10 protein-coding genes, 1 tRNA gene and 1 CRISPR repeat array are annotated in these 17,533 nt (G+C 60.1%); of the genes, 3 read left to right on the forward strand and 8 right to left on the reverse strand.

What is annotated here, in order from left to right:
* Positions 1 to 248 precede the first annotated feature (248 nt).
* Positions 249 to 1,361 carry a Holliday junction branch migration DNA helicase RuvB gene (ruvB, locus tag ACVWXC_RS08330; protein ID WP_457392068.1) on the forward strand — a complete coding sequence of 371 codons (1,113 nt, stop codon included), beginning with the start codon at positions 249 to 251 and terminating at the stop codon, positions 1,359 to 1,361.
* Between the two features lie 37 nt (positions 1,362 to 1,398).
* On the opposite strand, the gene ACVWXC_RS08335 is transcribed toward ruvB, so the two are convergent.
* Positions 1,399 to 4,098, reverse strand: a complete 2,700-nt coding sequence (locus ACVWXC_RS08335; RefSeq protein ID WP_457392071.1) for a phycobilisome rod-core linker polypeptide — start codon at positions 4,096 to 4,098, stop codon at positions 1,399 to 1,401.
* Between the two features lie 207 nt (positions 4,099 to 4,305).
* Here ACVWXC_RS08335 and ACVWXC_RS08340 point away from each other — a divergent pair, with 207 nt between their 5' ends.
* Positions 4,306 to 6,435 (forward strand): glycosyltransferase 61 family protein, encoded by a 2,130-nt coding sequence (locus tag ACVWXC_RS08340; protein WP_457392074.1) that lies wholly within the window; start codon positions 4,306 to 4,308, stop codon positions 6,433 to 6,435.
* Here the strand turns inward: ACVWXC_RS08340 and ACVWXC_RS08345 are convergent.
* The 7 genes from ACVWXC_RS08345 to ACVWXC_RS08375 form a co-directional block, all read right to left on the reverse strand.
* Positions 6,436 to 6,519: transfer RNA gene (locus ACVWXC_RS08345), tRNA-Leu, on the reverse strand.
* 43 nt (positions 6,520 to 6,562) lie between these two features.
* The gene (locus tag ACVWXC_RS08350) at positions 6,563 to 8,527 is read right to left on the reverse strand and encodes an O-linked N-acetylglucosamine transferase, SPINDLY family protein (RefSeq protein ID WP_457392077.1); all 1,965 of its coding nucleotides are present in this window, start codon (positions 8,525 to 8,527) and stop codon (positions 6,563 to 6,565) included.
* A 310-nt stretch (positions 8,528 to 8,837) separates the two neighbouring features.
* A CRISPR array of direct repeats spans positions 8,838 to 11,004; the repeat unit is 36 nt; unit sequence GTTCCCCCTTCGGGGGGATCCCTAGAAATTGGAAAC.
* A gap of 134 nt (positions 11,005 to 11,138) precedes the next feature.
* A complete protein-coding gene (locus tag ACVWXC_RS08355; protein ID WP_457392080.1) occupies positions 11,139 to 11,960 on the reverse strand; it encodes a cobalamin-binding protein in 822 nt (273 codons plus the stop codon).
* A gap of 159 nt (positions 11,961 to 12,119) precedes the next feature.
* Positions 12,120 to 13,676, reverse strand: coding sequence for a carotenoid isomerase (crtH, locus tag ACVWXC_RS08360; protein ID WP_457392083.1), 1,557 nt, complete (start codon positions 13,674 to 13,676; stop codon positions 12,120 to 12,122).
* A gap of 139 nt (positions 13,677 to 13,815) precedes the next feature.
* A complete protein-coding gene (locus ACVWXC_RS08365; protein WP_457392086.1) occupies positions 13,816 to 14,745 on the reverse strand; it encodes an ABC transporter permease in 930 nt (309 codons plus the stop codon).
* Positions 14,739 to 15,860 (reverse strand): ABC transporter ATP-binding protein, encoded by a 1,122-nt coding sequence (locus tag ACVWXC_RS08370; protein WP_457392089.1) that lies wholly within the window; start codon positions 15,858 to 15,860, stop codon positions 14,739 to 14,741. Before ACVWXC_RS08370 ends, ACVWXC_RS08365 begins: the two co-directional genes overlap by 7 nt.
* A 79-nt stretch (positions 15,861 to 15,939) precedes the next feature.
* Entirely contained in the window at positions 15,940 to 16,800 is an 861-nt protein-coding gene (locus tag ACVWXC_RS08375; protein ID WP_049749827.1) for a PD-(D/E)XK nuclease family protein, read from the reverse strand.
* Between the two features lie 156 nt (positions 16,801 to 16,956).
* Here ACVWXC_RS08375 and frr point away from each other — a divergent pair, with 156 nt between their 5' ends.
* Complete coding sequence (frr, locus tag ACVWXC_RS08380; protein ID WP_457392092.1) at positions 16,957 to 17,505, forward strand: ribosome recycling factor; 549 nt, start codon at positions 16,957 to 16,959, stop codon at positions 17,503 to 17,505.
* Positions 17,506 to 17,533 lie beyond the last annotated feature (28 nt).

Here is a 17,533-nt window from a genome sequence, read left to right on the forward strand (position 1 = left end):
ATGCACGAGCGGAATGCGCACAACTTCCCGCTGGACCTGGCGGCGGTGGAAGTGGCGCCGGCCATCCGCGGCTAATCCACTCCTGACCTAGTCGACCAGTCCTTCTTGAATCCCCTGGCAGACGCTGGGGGGTTTTTTCTTCTACCGCCCTCTCCGATCCAGGTGGGAGACCAAAATGGCAAACGGTTTCACCAGGATCTTTCCCCCAGTCAGTTAGAGTAGGGCTATCGCATCTGCGAGTAAAGGATATGGCGATCATTTCTTCTCGGGCTGCGGGGGCTGAGGATCCCGGGCAGCGGCAGCAAAAGAGTTCTGCTCGCAGAAGAGAGTCGAAATTGGCTTTTGCTAGGGCGGAAGGGCTACTGCAACCGCAGGCTCACCCCAGCGAAGCTCAAGAAGAATCCCTGCGCCCGCGCACCCTGGCAGAGTACATTGGCCAGACAGAGCTGAAGGAAGTGCTCTCCATCGCTATTGCAGCGGCCCGCGCCCGCGGGGAGCCTTTGGATCACCTGCTGTTCTACGGCCCGCCTGGCTTGGGCAAAACCACGGTGGCCGCGGTGCTGGCGGCGGAGATGGGATCCCGCTTCTACATGACCACGGCCCCGGCGCTGGAGAGCCCCCGTGACATTGCCGGCTACTTGGTGCGCCTGAAGCAGGGGGACGTGCTGTTTATCGACGAGATCCACCGCCTGCCCAAGGTAACCGAAGAGCTGCTCTATCCAGCAATGGAGGATTTTCGCCTCGACATCACTGTTGGCAAGGGACGCTCGGCCCGCATCACCTCCATACCCCTGGAGCGCTTTACCCTCATCGGGGCCACTACCCGCATTGGCGCTCTGACTTCGCCGCTGCGGGATCGCTTTGGCCAGGTGCAGCGGCTGCGCTTCTATGAGCCCCACGAACTGGCGGAAATTGTGTTGCGCAGCGCTCGCCTCTTGAACACCTCCATTGACCGAGCGGGAGCCGAGGAGATTGCCCGCCGATCCCGAGGCACACCGCGCATTGCCAACCGCCTCCTGAAGCGAGTGCGCGATTATGCCCAGGTGCGGGGGGATGGCCACATCAGCCGTGAGGTGGCAGCCGCTGCCCTGGAGCTGTTTCAGGTGGATCCCATGGGTTTGGACTGGACGGATCGCAAGCTGCTGACGGTACTGGTGGAGCAGTTTGGGGGAGGGCCCGTGGGCTTGGAGACCATGGCCGCAGCGACAGGTGAAGATCCCCAGACAATTGAGGAGGTGTACGAGCCCTACCTGCTGCAGATTGGCTACCTGCAGCGCACGCCAAGGGGTCGGGTGGTTACCCCCGCTGCCCTGCAGCACTTAGGCTACACAGCCCAGTCCCCTCTGCCTGTGTGGAGCTAATGGTTTTCCTCTCCCACCAGGGGAGAGGGGGGTTGAGCTAGCTGCGATCGTTGCTGCCAACAGGTCTGAAACTGGGCACCACGAGCTCCTTGTTTTGCTTGGTGAGGCGGCCATACAGCTCTTGGGTGTTGGGGAAGTTGGCCGCCGGCAAGGTGGGGAAGCGGCGGTAGGGCACCGTGTCCTCGCCGAAGAGATCGCGATACTCCTGGGTGTTGAGCAGGGCGCGCACGAAGGCCTTCAACCCCTGGGTGGCCAAGATCTGGTTGTACTTGCGGATCTCCTGCTGGTTTAGGGGTGCGCGGCCCAGGAAGTGCTTGGTGCCCAGCTCGATCACCTTGGTATTGGGATAGGGAGCGTAGAACTCGGAGCGGTACAGTTCCGAGCACCCCAGCGCCTCGACGAACTCCTTGACGGTGATCTCGCCATTGCGCAGCTTGGACTCGGCAGAGCTGAGCTCGGCGCTGATGTTGTAGATGTCCATGTCGCGCTCGAAGATCTGCCGGTAGGCGGCGCGGATGAGGTTGTTGACCTCGGCTTTGTTGGCCAGGCTGGTGAGCTTGAAGATGGGTACCTCCTGGCGCACCTTGGGCACCCCCTGCTGGACTCGCCGCTGGATCTCCAGCTCGCCGGAGGGCTTGTCCTGGGGCTGGCCCAGCTTGACAAAGAGGGGGATATCGTCGTCGGTGCGGATGGGCCGGGTAACCACGGCCATGTCGCTGGATCCAGGGCGCATCCGCCGCCGCGCTAGGCCAGCAGGGGTGAGGTAGCGTTCGTAGGGCACGATATCTTCCCCAAAGACCTGCTGGTACTCCTCACTGTCGAGGATGGCGTCCACCACGGCGTAGAAGCCCTGCTTGGAGGCGATGTCGAACAGGCGGTTCATCTCCTGCCGCCCGTAGGTGGGCCGGCCCAGCAGCTTGCGGTGGATGAACTCGATGGCTTTGCAGACGTAGAGGCTAGACCAGTATTTGTTGCGGAAGAGATCCGACTTGGCCAACTGGCGGACAAACTCTCTGACGCTGATTTCTCCGGATTCCAGCTTGATTTCCCAGCGGGTTAGCCGTTGGCCGGCGTAGGGCACATAGCCATACACCTGCTGGTAGCAGGCGCGGATGACCGCTTGCGTCGAGACTTCGCTGCCAACAATCCCAGCCCGTACCCCCAGCCGCCGGCTGCGATCTCCAGGGGTCTGGGTAAGCTTGAAGACTTTGGGGCCAAGGCTGCCGGGATCCCCGACCGCCTTGGGGTTGGTGCGGGCGTTGGTGAGAGCAAAGCCGCGCCGGATAAGGATGCGCTTGACATCCTTGTTGAAGGGGGCCGGGCTGGCGTTGAGGGAGCGGGTCTCTTTGGGGAAGATGGCGCCAAACTGGATCTCCAGCGGATCGTTGCCGACACCATAGGGGTGCTGATCCGGCAGGGGACGGTTGTAGCGGGCGAAGAGGGTGATAAATTGTGGCACCTTGCGGCGAGGAGCCGCGTAGTTGTAAAGGTCGAACTTGGGCCCCCAGTTGGCGCTGGTCTGGGCTTCCACCCCCAGCTTGCGCAGGTAGGGCACCGTCTCCTCGCCAAAGTAGTCGCTGTACTCGCGGCTGTCGACCAGGGCGTCCACCAGACCTGCCAAGCCCTTGCTGGAGACGATGGCAAAGTAGGTCTGCACCTCCTCGCGGGTCTCTGGGGCCCGCCCCAGGAAGTGGCGGAAGGCCAGCTCCACCACACGGCTGTTGATGTAGGGCTCGTAGAACTGTTTGCGGTAGAGGTCTGATTTGCCTAGGCGGCGGATGAACTCCCTCATGGAGATCTCGCCGTTTTTCACCTTGGACTCCAGGTCGGCCAGCTTGAGGCCATAGGCGCGGCGGATATCCCGCTCAAACACCTGCCGGTAGGCAGCCTTGATCACTTCCTCCTTCTCGGCGTTGGAGAGCCCCGGCTTCATGGCAAAGACGGGCACTTTTTCTGCCGCCAAGCTGTAGACCTGAGGCAGTTGGAGTCCCTGCAGGGGCAGGCCGTCGGCGGTGCTGGCATTGCGCTGCCGCAGCTTGTCGGAGGGGGCAGGGGCAATGAACTCGCTCAACAAGACGTCAAAATACTGGTTGATGATGGCCACCGCCTCAGCATCTCTGCGGAAGTAGCTGGCCGAGGCCCGCTTCATCTCCTGGAGGGCAACGATGGTGGCTTCGGCGGAGCAGGCATTTTCGATAATCTCCCGCAGGCCACGGGTGTTAACCACAAGGATATTGGGATCCCCGGCCACAAGGGCGTAGGTGACGTAGCGCAAGAACCAGCTTAGATCCCGCAGCGACTTGCGCATGTTGGCAGCCCCGTAGCGGGCGATGCTGATGGGGCGGAAGTTGGGCGGGATCTCGACGCCACTGGCGCTGAAGAGGTTGCGGATGGCCTCGATAAAGCCCCCCGTGGATTCCACGTAGAAGGCCGTGCCCAGCTTGAAGGCCTCTTTCTCATCCTGGGTGGCTTCTGGCCGCTCCAGATAGGCCATGGGGGAGCCGCCGGTGAAGATGCGGTTGGCGGCCCGACTGACAATGATTTCAGAATTGGCCGCAAGAACCTCGGCAATCTCCAGCCGTTTTAGGCCAGTGGAGAAAAAGTCCTCGAGGCGATCCAGCTCAGTGCGCGACAGGTAGCGATCCTGCTGTTCCGCCTGGGAGATGGTCGATAGGGGCAGAGTTTGGTAAAGACGCGGACTGGAGAGGACGGCGCCGCCGGATGCGTTGATACCCATCGATTCTTAAACTCCGCTTATCGATTACCGAAAAGTTTCCAACCAAAACTACGAGCCCTGCTCCACCTCCCTCTTGCCGTCGAGGAAGTAGGGACGCCGGACCCCTGAGGGAGAAGCCAAGCCTAGAATACTAGGGGGATGCACCCGGAGTGGGGAGGTTGTTGCAGTTTGTAACACTCCTGCTCAGCTCCCTTCTCAGCAAAAGCCATGGCCTCTACCCCTCTTGCCCAAGACCCTCTCCAGAGCCATTGGGAGCAGGGATCCTACGAGTCGGTTGCCCAAGACCTGCTGCAGCAGTTGGAGCAGGGATCCCAGCATCCCCTGCTCTACTGGTGGTTGGGAGCCGCCTACCTGCTCCTAGGGCGAGAGCTGGAAGCCCAGCTTACCTGGCAGGAGGGAGTGGCGCTGCTAATGGGAAAAGGCCTGGGCGAGCTAGAAGCTAGCCGCTGCTGGGCAAAAGGGCTGCAGGAGCTGGCGGAGGGGCTGTGGGAAAGAGGCCACTGGCCGCAGGCGGCAGCCTTGTATCGGCAACTGGTGGAGGGATCCCTTCCCGCCGACCTAGAACCTGTGCAGGCGCTGGCCGCCCATCGCCTTGGCCGAGTCCAGGAGCGCCGTCGGCTGTGGCTAGAAGCAGCAGAGTGGTTTGAGCAAGCCTGCCGCTGGGATCCAACAGCCGCGGAAAGCTTTTGGCGCTGGGGTCTGGCCCTGCTCAAGTTGGGCCGGCTGCGGGAGGCGCTCTCCCCTCTCCAGGAGGCAGCGAGGCTAAGGCCAGACTGGGGGGATCCCTGGGTGCAGATGGGCCTGGCTTGGCTGGATCTGGGGAAGCTGGAGCAGGCGGTGGTCTGCTTTCAGGAGGCAGCGGCGCGGGGCACCCAGACAGCAGAGCTCTACAGCTACTGGGCGGAGGCCCGGGTGCGGCGGGACAACTCCCAGGCAGCTTGGGAGAAGTTCCAGCAGGCGCTGGCTGCCGAGCGGCAGTGGCTGCAGGCTTGGTGTGAAGGCAGCGGCAGAGACAGCCTCCTGCGGCTGGAGCTGGAGCAAGCCCTCCAGGGATCCCCGGGCAAGCTTTGGCAAGAGCGGTATCGCCTCTGGCGGCAGCGCTGGATCCCTGCAGAGGCAGCTCCCCCTTCTGCGGCTTGCCAGAGCCCATCGCCCAGGGCCGGCGACTCCCTGCCCGTGCCCAGCCAGGGCTACCTCACCACCCGGCAGTGGCACCAGGCCACCGGCGAGGGCAGCTACCGGGTGTTGGATCCAGAAGGGGTTCTCTACCTGCAAGCCCCTCCGACGGCTGACCCTGCCCTTGGGCAAAAGCTGCGCTCACAGCGGATCCCCTTGGCCGAGACCTTTGTGGCCCAGATCCCGCAGGGATCCGTGCACGTGGGCCACTATCCCCGCCACCTCTACGCCAGCTTTGCCAGCGCCGTGCTTACCCGTAGGAGGGAGTTGCTGGCCGATGTCTCCCCCGGCTTGCCACCGCCGGAGTTTCTCGACTGGGACTGGAAGTCGGAGCACCTGGAACACCACCCCATTTGGGACTTGCCTCACCTGCCGCCGCCAATTCCGCTGGAGGGCTCTGCTGCCCTCTTGCCCCTGGGGGCAGTCAACTACTTCCATTGGATGGTGGACATCCTGCCCGCCCTCGAGCTCCTACGCCGCGCCGGCTTCCTCGAAAAGGACATTCCCATCTTGATCCATGGCTACCAGGGCAAGCCCTTCCAAGTGCAGAGCTTAGCTGCCCTGGGGATCCCCACAGAACGCCTTCTAAGCTTCGAGCAGGTGGGGGGATCCCATCTGCAAGCGCAGAACCTCATTGTGCCCTCGCTGGCTGGGCCGGTGGGGTGTCTAACCCCCAGGGGCTGGAAGGTGCTGCAGCAACTGGTTCCTCTGGGGCAGGCGGCGGATCCCTTGTTGCCGCGGCGGGTTTACATTAGCCGTCGTGCTGCACGCTGGCGGCGGGTCATCAACGAGGCGGAGGTGCTGGAGGCCTTGCGCCCCTGGGGCTTTGTGCCTGTGCAACTGGAAGTCCTTTCCCTAGCCGAACAGATAGCCTTGATGCAAAAAGCAGAGGCAGTCATGGGGATCCACGGGGCGGGCCTGACCAACCTTGCCTTTTGTCAACCTGGCACGGTTGCCATCGAGATCTTCCCTAGCAACGCCGTGCTCCCCTACTTCTGGAGCCTTGCCCAGGTGGTGGGGCTAAACTACTTTCCCCTAGTGGCCCCAACCTGCGACCCCGCCCTGGTGGCCCTGCTGGCTAGCCCAGAGCTGGATCGGGAGGATGCCTGGGTGCCGGTTCCGGCTCTACTTGCCTTGCTAGAGCAAACAGGGCTGCAGTAATGGGATCGGAGGGACTCGAACCCTCACGTTCTTGAGGAACAACGGATTTTAAGTCCGTAGCGTCTACCATTCCGCCACGATCCCTGGAGTAGCCGTACTACTCTACCAAAGGGTTTGCTGTGGGGGACTAGGAGGCTTCTATAGGGAGAGTATGGCATGCCAGCTTCTGGCAGACAGCCTGGCGCAGGAAATGAGCTAAGGCCGCCACGCAGTCTCGATCCTCAAGAAGCAGGTCGCGCCGCTCTTGGATTTGCTGAGCGATTTGCTGCCGAAATTGGGGATCCCTTCCCAGTTGCACGGCTAGATCTTCGTAGCGCTGGAGGTCTTGGGCAATCAAAAGATCAAGGCCCATCCTTTTGAGGATGGCGTAGGTATGTCGGCCCCGCAGGAACCGGCCAGGGCAGGTGACCACCGGCAAGCCGGCAGCAACGGCTTCCAGAGTGGTGATCCCCCCCGACCAGCCGTAGGAATCCAGCATGACGTCGGCGCAGCGATTGAGATCCAAGTAGTCCTGGTGATCCAATTGGGGCAGGAGGCGGCAGTGGTTTTCTATGGCCAGACCCCAAGCAGAAAAAGCCTGGGAAAGACGCTGCCAAAACTGTCTCCCAATGGCGGCATTGGGCAAAGCTAAGAAAACAAATTGGGCACTGGGCACTTGCCGAGCAATAGCTGGAAAAAGGTAGTCGTATTGCGGCAGGTACTTGCCCAAATACTGGCAGGTGACATAAACGACGGCATCCTGGTGTAGACCAAAGTCCTGGCGGTAACGTCTCTGGGGAGGCAAAACCGGCTTTTCAAAACAGGTACCCAGTCGGGGCAGTCGGACTAAGGTTTCGCTGTAGTGGGCTTGTCCATCTTCTGGCTCCATCAGGTCGCTAGATAGGAAGTAGTCAATGGTCGAAAGTCCAGAAGTAATGGGATGAGCCCAAGTGGAGCATTGCACTGGGGCTAGACGCAGGGAAGCTAGTTGCAGAATAAGAGGCGATAGTCCAATTTCCAAATACACCAAAACATCAAGCTGATCCTGCAAAATTTGGCGGGCAGCATCTTCAAAGCCAGTGGGAATGTGCCGGAAGACATCGGCATACTGGCGGTACTGCTCGGTCATGAAATCAACTCTGGGATCCAGATGGTAGGCAAACACCTGAAAAGGCCACTCGGCGCTGGCTTTTAAGTATTTCACCCATCCCAAAGAAAGGCGGCTGTAGGAGCAAGCCCGCATGGAGGCCGAGACAAACCCAACGCGCAGGGGATCCCCTGGCTGCCGAGGAAGACACTGCCAATTGGGGTAGCAGGATTGGACAATGCGCTGCACAAACTGAGCGTATTTCTTCTGCAGCTCCAAGTCGTCGTAGCCCTGGTACTGCAGAAGGTGAGGCGTTCCCCAGCTTGAGCCTAAAAAGGCAAGCCGCCGCTGCTCTGGGGTGTCTAGAGGCGTCTCCTGAATGAGGCGATCCAGGTGTTCTACAAAGCGCAAGCGAAAGCGGTGCAGCTCCTGTTCATCCTGATAGATAGCCGGCAGATAGAGGTGGTAAAGCCAGCGGGCTTGCACCAAGTTAGGATCCAAAGTCCATGCCTTTTCCAGGTGATCCAGAGCCGCGCTGTGTTCCCCTTGCTCGCGATGGGCTATCCCCAGATAAAAATGCACCTCAGCCCAAGGGATCCCTGCTAGTGGATCTGGATTTTCTAACAACGATCCCAGCAAGGAGATTGCCTCTTCGTGGCGGCCTAGGTTAACAAGAATCTTGCCCGCTTGAAAGGCAGAAAGGTAAGCCTTGGGATTGAGGCTCAGGCTCTGCCGATAGCAAGATAGAGCCTTTTCCAGTTGCCCCAAAGACTCATAGACAACGCCCAGGTTGTGATGATAAAGGGCTACGCGGGGATTGAGCTCAATGGCCTCGGCAATCAAAGCAGCCGCCCATTCCCCCTCCCCTTTGGCGTGGGCCACCGTCCCCAGCAGGTGCAGGGCATCGGGTTGATCGGGAAACTCCGCCAGAATTTGCGAGTAAATGGCTTCCGCTGTTCGCAAGTCGCCAGCCTGCTGGGCCTGGATCCCGGCCAGCAGCTTATCCTTGGGGGCGAGATCCGACATTGAAACAAGGGAAGCTGGAGAGTTTTCCTCACTATAGGCCCTCCAGCTCCGATTAGAACCCCCCTCGCCGCCTTCCTCTCCCTAGGTCTCATGTTGCCAAAAGCACATAAAAACGGTATCAACGCTTCTGCGAGCGCCTCGCCAAAACCCGCAAAAGCCGATTTTTTCGTTGACCCGCTCGATGCCTTGCGCCACAAGGCTTTCAGGCCTCTCACCCCTCCTCTGCAAGGCCTTTTTTTGCCCTCTTCGACCGACCCCCTCGCAAATAGGTCTTGCATTCCTTGCCCCGCTTGGGTTTAATAGGGGTAGAGTTCCCCCTTCGGGGGGATCCCTAGAAATTGGAAACCATAACCAGAATCAACATCATCTAGAGAGGTTTCATAGTCAAGTTCCCCCTTCGGGGGGATCCCTAGAAATTGGAAACCACTTATTTATTCGTCGTTGAGGTTGGCGTATACCGCCGCCCTGTTCCCCCTTCGGGGGGATCCCTAGAAATTGGAAACTGCCCTTTTACCTGACTTAAGGGAGTAAATGCCTTTGGTTCCCCCTTCGGGGGGATCCCTAGAAATTGGAAACTTCCTTCTTAACAGTCTGGAAGATCTCGTCTATCTCGTTCCCCCTTCGGGGGGATCCCTAGAAATTGGAAACACGAAGAATTTCCTCTTTGGTGAACACAGTTACCTCCCTTGTAGTTCCCCCTTCGGGGGGATCCCTAGAAATTGGAAACCATATTCAAGTTCCCCATGTGGGTTGGGGTAGGTGATCAGAGTTCCCCCTTCGGGGGGATCCCTAGAAATTGGAAACTTCTTGTCTTTCACTGACCATACGGTCAGCTCACGTAGGTTCCCCCTTCGGGGGGATCCCTAGAAATTGGAAACTTTAACTTATGAAAGCTGTACTTAACTTTATTATTTATCGTCTTGAAGTTCCCCCTTCGGGGGGATCCCTAGAAATTGGAAACAAGGAGCTTTCTCCCGTTCCGAACCCGGTTAAGAAAATCAAGTTCCCCCTTCGGGGGGATCCCTAGAAATTGGAAACTGCAATGCTTGAACCTTTTACTCTCTCTCTAACAATTTCTGCAGTTCCCCCTTCGGGGGGATCCCTAGAAATTGGAAACGGGGCCTTCTTGTCCTCACTGACGGAGTGGACCAGGCTCCGGTTCCCCCTTCGGGGGGATCCCTAGAAATTGGAAACCCACAGGTACAATCACCTCACCCGGCTTTAAGTCTTGTTCCCCCTTCGGGGGGATCCCTAGAAATTGGAAACACAGAATATCACCTTCAGCTAGAGCAAGGGCACGTGTTGCAACTAGAAGTTCCCCCTTCGGGGGGATCCCTAGAAATTGGAAACCTTAATTAATTTTATGACTCCTATATCAAATACACGGGAAAGTTCCCCCTTCGGGGGGATCCCTAGAAATTGGAAACAAGAGAATGAGATGGTCTACTCCCCGGGGGGCAGGTAGTTCCCCCTTCGGGGGGATCCCTAGAAATTGGAAACCATTCAAATTCGACCGCGTAATACGCGGTTCCAGCTCGGGGTTCCCCCTTCGGGGGGATCCCTAGAAATTGGAAACGTTACAAACGTTGGGGTCCGGGGATGGATCTCAAATAGTTCCCCCTTCGGGGGGATCCCTAGAAATTGGAAACTAATTAACCTACCTAAAAATAAACAAGGACAAGCTTTGAGCTTGTCCTTGTTCCCCCTTCGGGGGGATCCCTAGAAATTGGAAACCCTCTAGTCGATGATCTCGACCATCCTCAGGGCCTCCCGAAGTTCCCCCTTCGGGGGGATCCCTAGAAATTGGAAACCTTTGATCGGTTTACCATTCCAGTCCTGCCAATACCGTTCCCCCTTCGGGGGGATCCCTAGAAATTGGAAACAGCTTCTGCGCGTTTACGCTGGCGGTGAGTTAGTTCAGGTTCCCCCTTCGGGGGGATCCCTAGAAATTGGAAACTCTAGGGCAAATAAACGTCACTGGAAAGAACGGATGAATGATGTTCCCCCTTCGGGGGGATCCCTAGAAATTGGAAACCCCTCTGCTTGAAAATGGTCAAACGTTATATGCACGTTCCCCCTTCGGGGGGATCCCTAGAAATTGGAAACTCTGGGAGTTACCCAGGATTATTCAGTTGTAATACTGTTCCCCCTTCGGGGGGATCCCTAGAAATTGGAAACAATTCTTCCCAGGCTTCTGAGTATAGTTGCCTGATGTTCCCCCTTCGGGGGGATCCCTAGAAATTGGAAACCAGTAAATTTCTTCGCCGTCGAAGTACGGCTCGAACACGGTTCCCCCTTCGGGGGGATCCCTAGAAATTGGAAACACTCCTGCTCGTCTGCTATCATGACTCTCGTAATAATGGGAAAGTTCCCCCTTCGGAGGGATCCCTAGAAATTGGAAACGGGCTGGGAGCCGACATCACTACGCCATCGTTCAGCTTGTTCCCCCTTCGTGGGGATTCCTAGAAATTGGAAACAACCGCCAGGTGCTCCCAAACTTCACGCGCCTGTGCAGCAGCCACAATCGGGCAGTGCTGTACGCGCTAGAAGACTTCGGGCTCAAGTATGACGCCGTCCAGGCCCACAACCCTATCGAAAGCAGCATCAAAGCTTAGGCGGAGGATTGGGCCTCCCAGCGGTCAAAGATCTGCAGCAGCAACTGCACCCCATCGGTCAAGGCAGCCGGACCGGGCTGCAGAATCACCTCTGACGGCAGCTCGTAGACGTGTCCGCTCCAGACCGCCGGGATAGTCTCCCACCCAGGGCGGCTGTGAAGCCGCTCAGGCTTGAACCTCTTGCCACACCAGGACACCAGGATGATGTCTGGAGCGCGCCGCACGACCCCTGCCGGTTCAGCTATAATCCGGCGCCGTGCATCGGGATAGGCACTGAATTCGGAAAAGATGTCTTCAGCTCCACACAAACGAATGAGTTCGCTGATCCAGCCGATGCCTGTAATCAAGGGGTTATCCCACTCCTCGAAGTAGACCCGTGGACGGCGGCGCCGTTGCTGTCCACGCTGCATAGCTCGGTGCAATCCCTCCCGCAAGGAGCGCACATATGCCCGTGCCTGAGCAGCTCGCCCTACCAGTGCCCCAAGGCGCAGGATCATGGAGAGGATCCCCTCAACCGTGCGCTGGTTGAAGCAGACAACCTCCACCCCCTGGCGAATGAGCTCAGCGCAAATGTTTGCCTGCAGATCGGACCATGCAAGCACAACATCGGGCTGCAGCGCCAAAATCCGTTCGATGTTGGCATCCAGAAGGGTGGACACCTTCGGCTTCTTCCGCGCCTCCGGCGGACGCACCGTAAATCCAGAAATGCCGACGACGAGATCCCCAGCCCCCAAGGCGTAGAGCGTCTCTGCCGTCTCCTCCGTCAAGCACACGATGCGCTCTGGCAATCGCGGTCGCGGAACATGTCTGCCAATCATCGGGATTTCTTCGAGCGAGTCTACGAACTGGTTTGCCAAATGGGCGCTCTAGGCTGCCCGCTTCGATGCCTCACCCCGACGCTCATGCAAGAGCTCTTGCAGTGGGAAGGGGTTCAATGCAAGACGACTGCGGGGGGTTCCTAGAAATTGGAAACAGCTTTAGGAAAAGTCCGCCGCTACCCGGTGGGCGCAGGCAAAGCCAGAGAAAGCGACGGCGTTGAGTCCCTGGCCGGGGAAGGTGCTATCCCCCACGCAGTAGAGGTTGGGGATGGCCGTGCGGTTGAAGGGCATGCCCAAGAGTCCCCAGGGAGTGCCGCGAGGGATAGGGCCGTAGGTACCATTAACGCGGCCTAAGAAGCGGCGGTGGGTGCGGGGCGTGCCCACTTCCTGCAGTTCAATGTGGGATCCCAGCTCTGGCCAAAGGGCCTCCAGACGGCGGATAAGGCGCTGGGCTGCCGCTTGTTTTTGCTGCCGGTACTGCTCTGGGCTCAAGCCCTGCCACGTCTGCATCCAACTGGGGGTAAAGGCGTGGACAATGTGGCGGCCTGGTGGGGCCAGCTCCGGATCCAAAAGGGTGGGGATGGAGACGAAGATCGTGCCCTGCTCCGCCTCCATGGCTTGCCAGTCTTCGAGAAGAATGTGGTGGCAGTAGCGCTCACCGGCCAGGGCCTCGGCCCGCACCCCCAAGTGCAGGCTCAAGAAACTGGGGGACTGTTGATAACGGCTTTGCCAGCGCCGCTCCGCTGCCGGAAAGGATCCCGGCCAGAGGCGGCCAAAGGTATCCCAGCGGGTGGCATTGGAGATGATCTTGCGCGCAAAGAGCTTTTCCCCCGTGGAGAGCTCGACGCCCACGGCCCGGCCCCGTTCTGCCAAAATCCGCCGCACCGACGCTCGGTAGCGGATTTGCCCCCCGCAGGTCTCTAGCCCCTGGGCCAGCTTTTGAGCAATCTGCCCCACCCCTCCCTTGGGGTAGTTGACGCCACCGTAGTGGCGGTCGCAGAACACCATGCCAGCGTTGATCATGGGCGTGCGCTCCGCCGGCACCACCGACCAGCAGTAGCACTCCATATCCACAAAGCGCAGCAGCGCCGGATGGCGGAGGTAGCGCCGCGCCACCTGGCCCACATTCACCGGCAAGTAGCGGGCTAAAGTCAGGCAGGCGCGCGGGTTGCTGACAAAAGAGCGCCAGAGATAGCCCCACTCCTCCAAAGAGAGGAGCTCCGTGGCGTTAAGGCTGTTGAAGATAGGCCAGAAGCTGTCGTAAAAACGGCGGATGCCGCCCGCTTCCTGAGGGAAATAGCTAGCTAGCTCCTGCAAAAACTCCTCGTAGTTCCGGTGTACGCGCGGGCTGAGCCCCTGGGGCAGGTGGTAGGCAATCTGCACCGGGTCGGGGATGGAGTCCAAAGACTGGCCCACGGCAGCCAAGGCGCGGGTAAGCAGGTTGGTGGTGCCCTGCCTGCCCAGGCCAAAGATCATGGAAGCCCCGACATCAAAGCGGTAGACCCCCTTGCCGTTGGGATCCGGGCGCTCAAAGTAGCCGGCGCTGCCACCAGGGATGAGGTATTTTTCCAGCACCAACACCCGGTAGCCCTTGGCCGCCAACTGGGTAGCTGCCACCAGGCCGCCAATCCCAGCGCCGATGACAATGACATCCCACGTTGCCGGGGGAGAGGACTTGAGCTGGGCGGAAGCCTGAGGAAGCAGAGTTTGGGTCAAGGGATCCCTCTCGCACAACGCCAGTATCCTCAACCTACCAGAGCTTGCCAGCAAGCGGCGATCCGCCATCTCCCGGATCCCTAACTCCCCTCTCCCTAAGGGAGAGGGGCTGGGGGTGAGGGGATCCCTTGCCAGCGACTTAGATCAGCTCTTCTAGGCCGCGGCTGCCAACATAGCGGCTATAGGCGTAGATTAGCCCCAGGCTCAGCCCGGTAACCAGAAAGCTGAGGGCCGCTCCAAAAGGGTAGTCCAGGCTGGCGCCAAACTGCATCTGGATGACATTGCCAATCAACAAGGTTTTGCTGCCCCCCAACAAATCGGGCACCACAAACATGCCCAGCGCCGGAATTGCCACCAGGATCAGGCCCGCCGCCAGCCCCGGCAGCGTATGGGGCAAAAGCACCCACAGGAAAACCTGCCAGCCGTTGGCGTAGAGATCCCTGGCTGCCTCTGCCAGGCGCCAGTCGATGCGCTCTATGGCCGTGTAGAGGGGCAGGACCATGTAGGGCAAGAAGGTGTAGACCATGCCCAGGTACACCGCCAGCCAACTGGGGTAGAGAGCTGTCTGGGGCGGGATCCAGCCCAGCCAGGCCGCCAGCCGTGCCGGCCACCCCTCCGGAGCCAGCACCACCATCCAGGCATAGGTGCGGATCACCAAGTTGGTCCAGAAGGGCACCACCACCAGCGTCAGCAACAGATCCCGCTGTCGGGGCGGGTGGGCGGCAATGAAGAAAGCCAGGGGATAGGCCAGGAGCACACAGAAGAAGGTGGTGACGGCCGCCACCAGCAGGCTGCGGCCCAAGATCTGCCAGTAGATGGGCGTCCAGCCCAGGGGGCCATAGCCGAGAATGCGCAGGTAGTTGGCCAACGTCAGGGGCAGGCCCACCTGGCCAAACTCGCCGCGGCTGAGAAAGCTACAGGCCAAGAGCAGCAGCCCCGGCAGCACCAAAAACGTTACCACCCACAGCACCCCCGGCGCGGCAAAGATCAGGCTGTGCAGCAGCTCCTGCCAGGGCGTGAGCAATTCCCCGGCGCGCACTTGGGCAGGCTTCTCCAAGCGCTTCAGCATGGGGGACCCTCCCGCCGGGGATCCGGCCGCAGGCGCACCAAGTTTTTAGGAGGAAGATGGGCCACTAGGGCCTCCCCGATGGCAAAATCCTGGTCTTCGATGTCGGCGTTGAGGGTGAGGGCCTTGAGCTGCTGGCCGCTAGCTGTGCGCAGGAGGTACTGGTTTTCTGCCCCCGTGTAGATGAGGTTTTCCACCCGCACGGGCACTTGGTTGGGCAGCAGATCCCAGCCGCTCCGAGAAAGCCGAATCTTTTCCGGCCGAATGGCCAACTGCACTGGCTCCAGGGTGGGCTGGATCCCGGGCACCTTGAGCTTGCCCAGGGGCGTATCGACGCAATCGGTGCCACAGGCGATCCCCTCGATGAGGTTGCTGGCCCCCAAAAAGTCCGCCACAAAGGCTGTTGCCGGCCGCTCGTACACCTCGTCAATGGGGCCCACTTGCTCAATGCGCCCAGCCCGCATCACCGCCACCCGGTCGCTGGTAACCAAGGCCTCCTCCTGGTCGTGGGTAACAAAGATAAACGTCATGCCCAGGCGGCGCTGGAGCTCGCACAACTGCACCTGAAGCTGCTTGCGCAACTTGGCATCCAGAGCCGAGAGCGGCTCATCCAACAGCAGCACCTCCGGCTCGTTGACCAAGGCGCGGGCCAGGGCCACCCGCTGCTGCTGCCCGCCGGAGAGCTCCTGCGGCTTGCGCTTGGCCAGATCCCCAATCTCCACCAATTCCAAAGCGGCGGCCACCCGCTTGCGCAGCGCCTCCCCTCGCACCCCCCGCATGCGCAGGCCAAAGGCAACATTTTCCTCGACGGTCATAAAGGGAAAAAGGGCATAGCTCTGAAACACCGTGTTGACATTGCGCTTGTGGGCGGGCAAATGGCCCACCGGGCGCCCCCGGATCACCACCTCGCCAGCGTCAGCCATCTCCAGGCCGGCGATGATGCGCAGCAGCGTGGTCTTGCCGCAGCCGGAAGGCCCCAACAGGCCAAAAAACTCGCCCCGCCGAATCTGCAAGTCAATGCCGTCGAGGGCCACAAAATCGCCAAAGCGCTTGCGGAGCCCCTTGAGCTCCACATCCCAGTCGGGATCCCTGGAAGTGCCGGCAATGACTCCTGCCACCACAGTTAGCAACCCTGCAATACTCTCTAACTCAGTATGCAGGTTTGGAGAGCGATTGGGGTCACCGAGATCCCGGCGGCTATAGCCATTCCGCCTCAGGCGTTTCCTCTAGTGGCTCCGCTTCCGGCCAAACCCAGTCCGTCAGGTTCTGGGAAGGGATCCCTGGCGGCATGAGCCCGTGGCAACGGGCGCAAAACAGGCAACTGGCACAGCGTTCGCCGTAGGGGAGGGCGGGAAAGGCCTGCGCCTCCAGTTGCCGCAGGCGGCCTAGGGTGGCTTTGAGGTGGGCCAGATCCCGCTCGTAGGCGGCGGCGCTGTAGCGCAACTGAAAAGGCTGCTGCGGGTGCTGCACATACCAAAAGGTAAGCTGCACCTGCTCCGGCTCAAAAGGGCCTGCCAGGGGCAGTTGAGCGGCCACCCCGCAGAGCAACAGCGGGTAAAGGCGCACCTGCCAGTCCTGGGCCAACTGTTCGTCGGGGGGGCGCTGCCGCTCCGTCTTCCAATCGACAATGTGCAGGGATCCCGGCGCAATCACCAGCCGATCCAGGCGAGCCATCAGCTTAAACCCCTCAATCCGTTGCCAGAGGGGCAGTTCCGCCAACACCCGCCCCTGCGGCTGGGCATGGGGACTGGCCAAGAACACCTGCCACCACTGGCGTACTGTCTCCTCCAAGGCCGACAAGCGCGGCTCCACCTGGAGCCCGCGGCTGTACGATTCCACCAGGCGGTGAAACTGGCGTCCCCGCTGCTGCTCCGCTTCGTGCTCAAAGGCATCCGCTGCCGGCCAAATCAGCCGCTCCAGGTACACGTAGCAAAACAAGCGGGGGCAGTAGTCCAACAGCGCCAGAGCCGAAGCTGAGAGGTTGACCTGCTCAAGCGTCAACCTCAGCGGGGAAAAAGCAGCAGGGATCCCAGGCATGGACCAAGAAGAGGAGTTCATGGCCATTCTAGTGCCGCTAGGACTGGAGAATGGCTTCTAGAGCCGCGCGCGGATCTAGACAAGATAAAATTAAGCTCAGGCTCGTGCTAGAGGTCTTGGTTTTTTGCCGCTAGTGTCTGAGCGTCTGCAAACTGTTTCGAGAGCGAGGAAAAGGTCGTGGAGCTAGCTGAGATCGAGGAGTTAATGAGCAAAGCGGTGCAGGCCACCCAGCGTTCCTTCAACACGGTGCGCACCGGGCGGGCTAACGCCAGCCTGCTGGATCGCGTTCAGGTGGAGTACTACGGCGTTCCCACTCCCCTGAAGGCGCTAGCCAGCATCACCACTCCAGATGCCAGCACTCTCCTGATCCAGCCTTTTGATCCCTCGACTCTGGCAGCGATTGAGCGGGCCATCCTCGCCTCCGACCTGGGCCTGACGCCCAGCAACGACGGCAAGGTCATCCGCCTCACCCTCCCCCCCCTGACGGAAGAGCGGCGCAAAGAGCTAACCAAACAGGTGGCCAAGCTGGCAGAGGAGGGGCGGGTTTCCATTCGCAACATCCGCCGCGACGCCATTGACGCCGTGCGCAAGCAGGAGAAAAACGGCGAGATCTCCGAAGACGAGTCCAAGAGTCGGCAAGAAGAGATCCAAAAGTTGACCGACCGCTACATCAAAAAGATTGATGAGCTGCTGGCGGAAAAAGAAAAGGAGCTGACTACAATCTAAACGCCCCTCTCTGTGGGCCTATGCCAGC

The sequence above is a fragment of the Thermostichus sp. OS-CIW-20 genome (assembly GCF_054061455.1).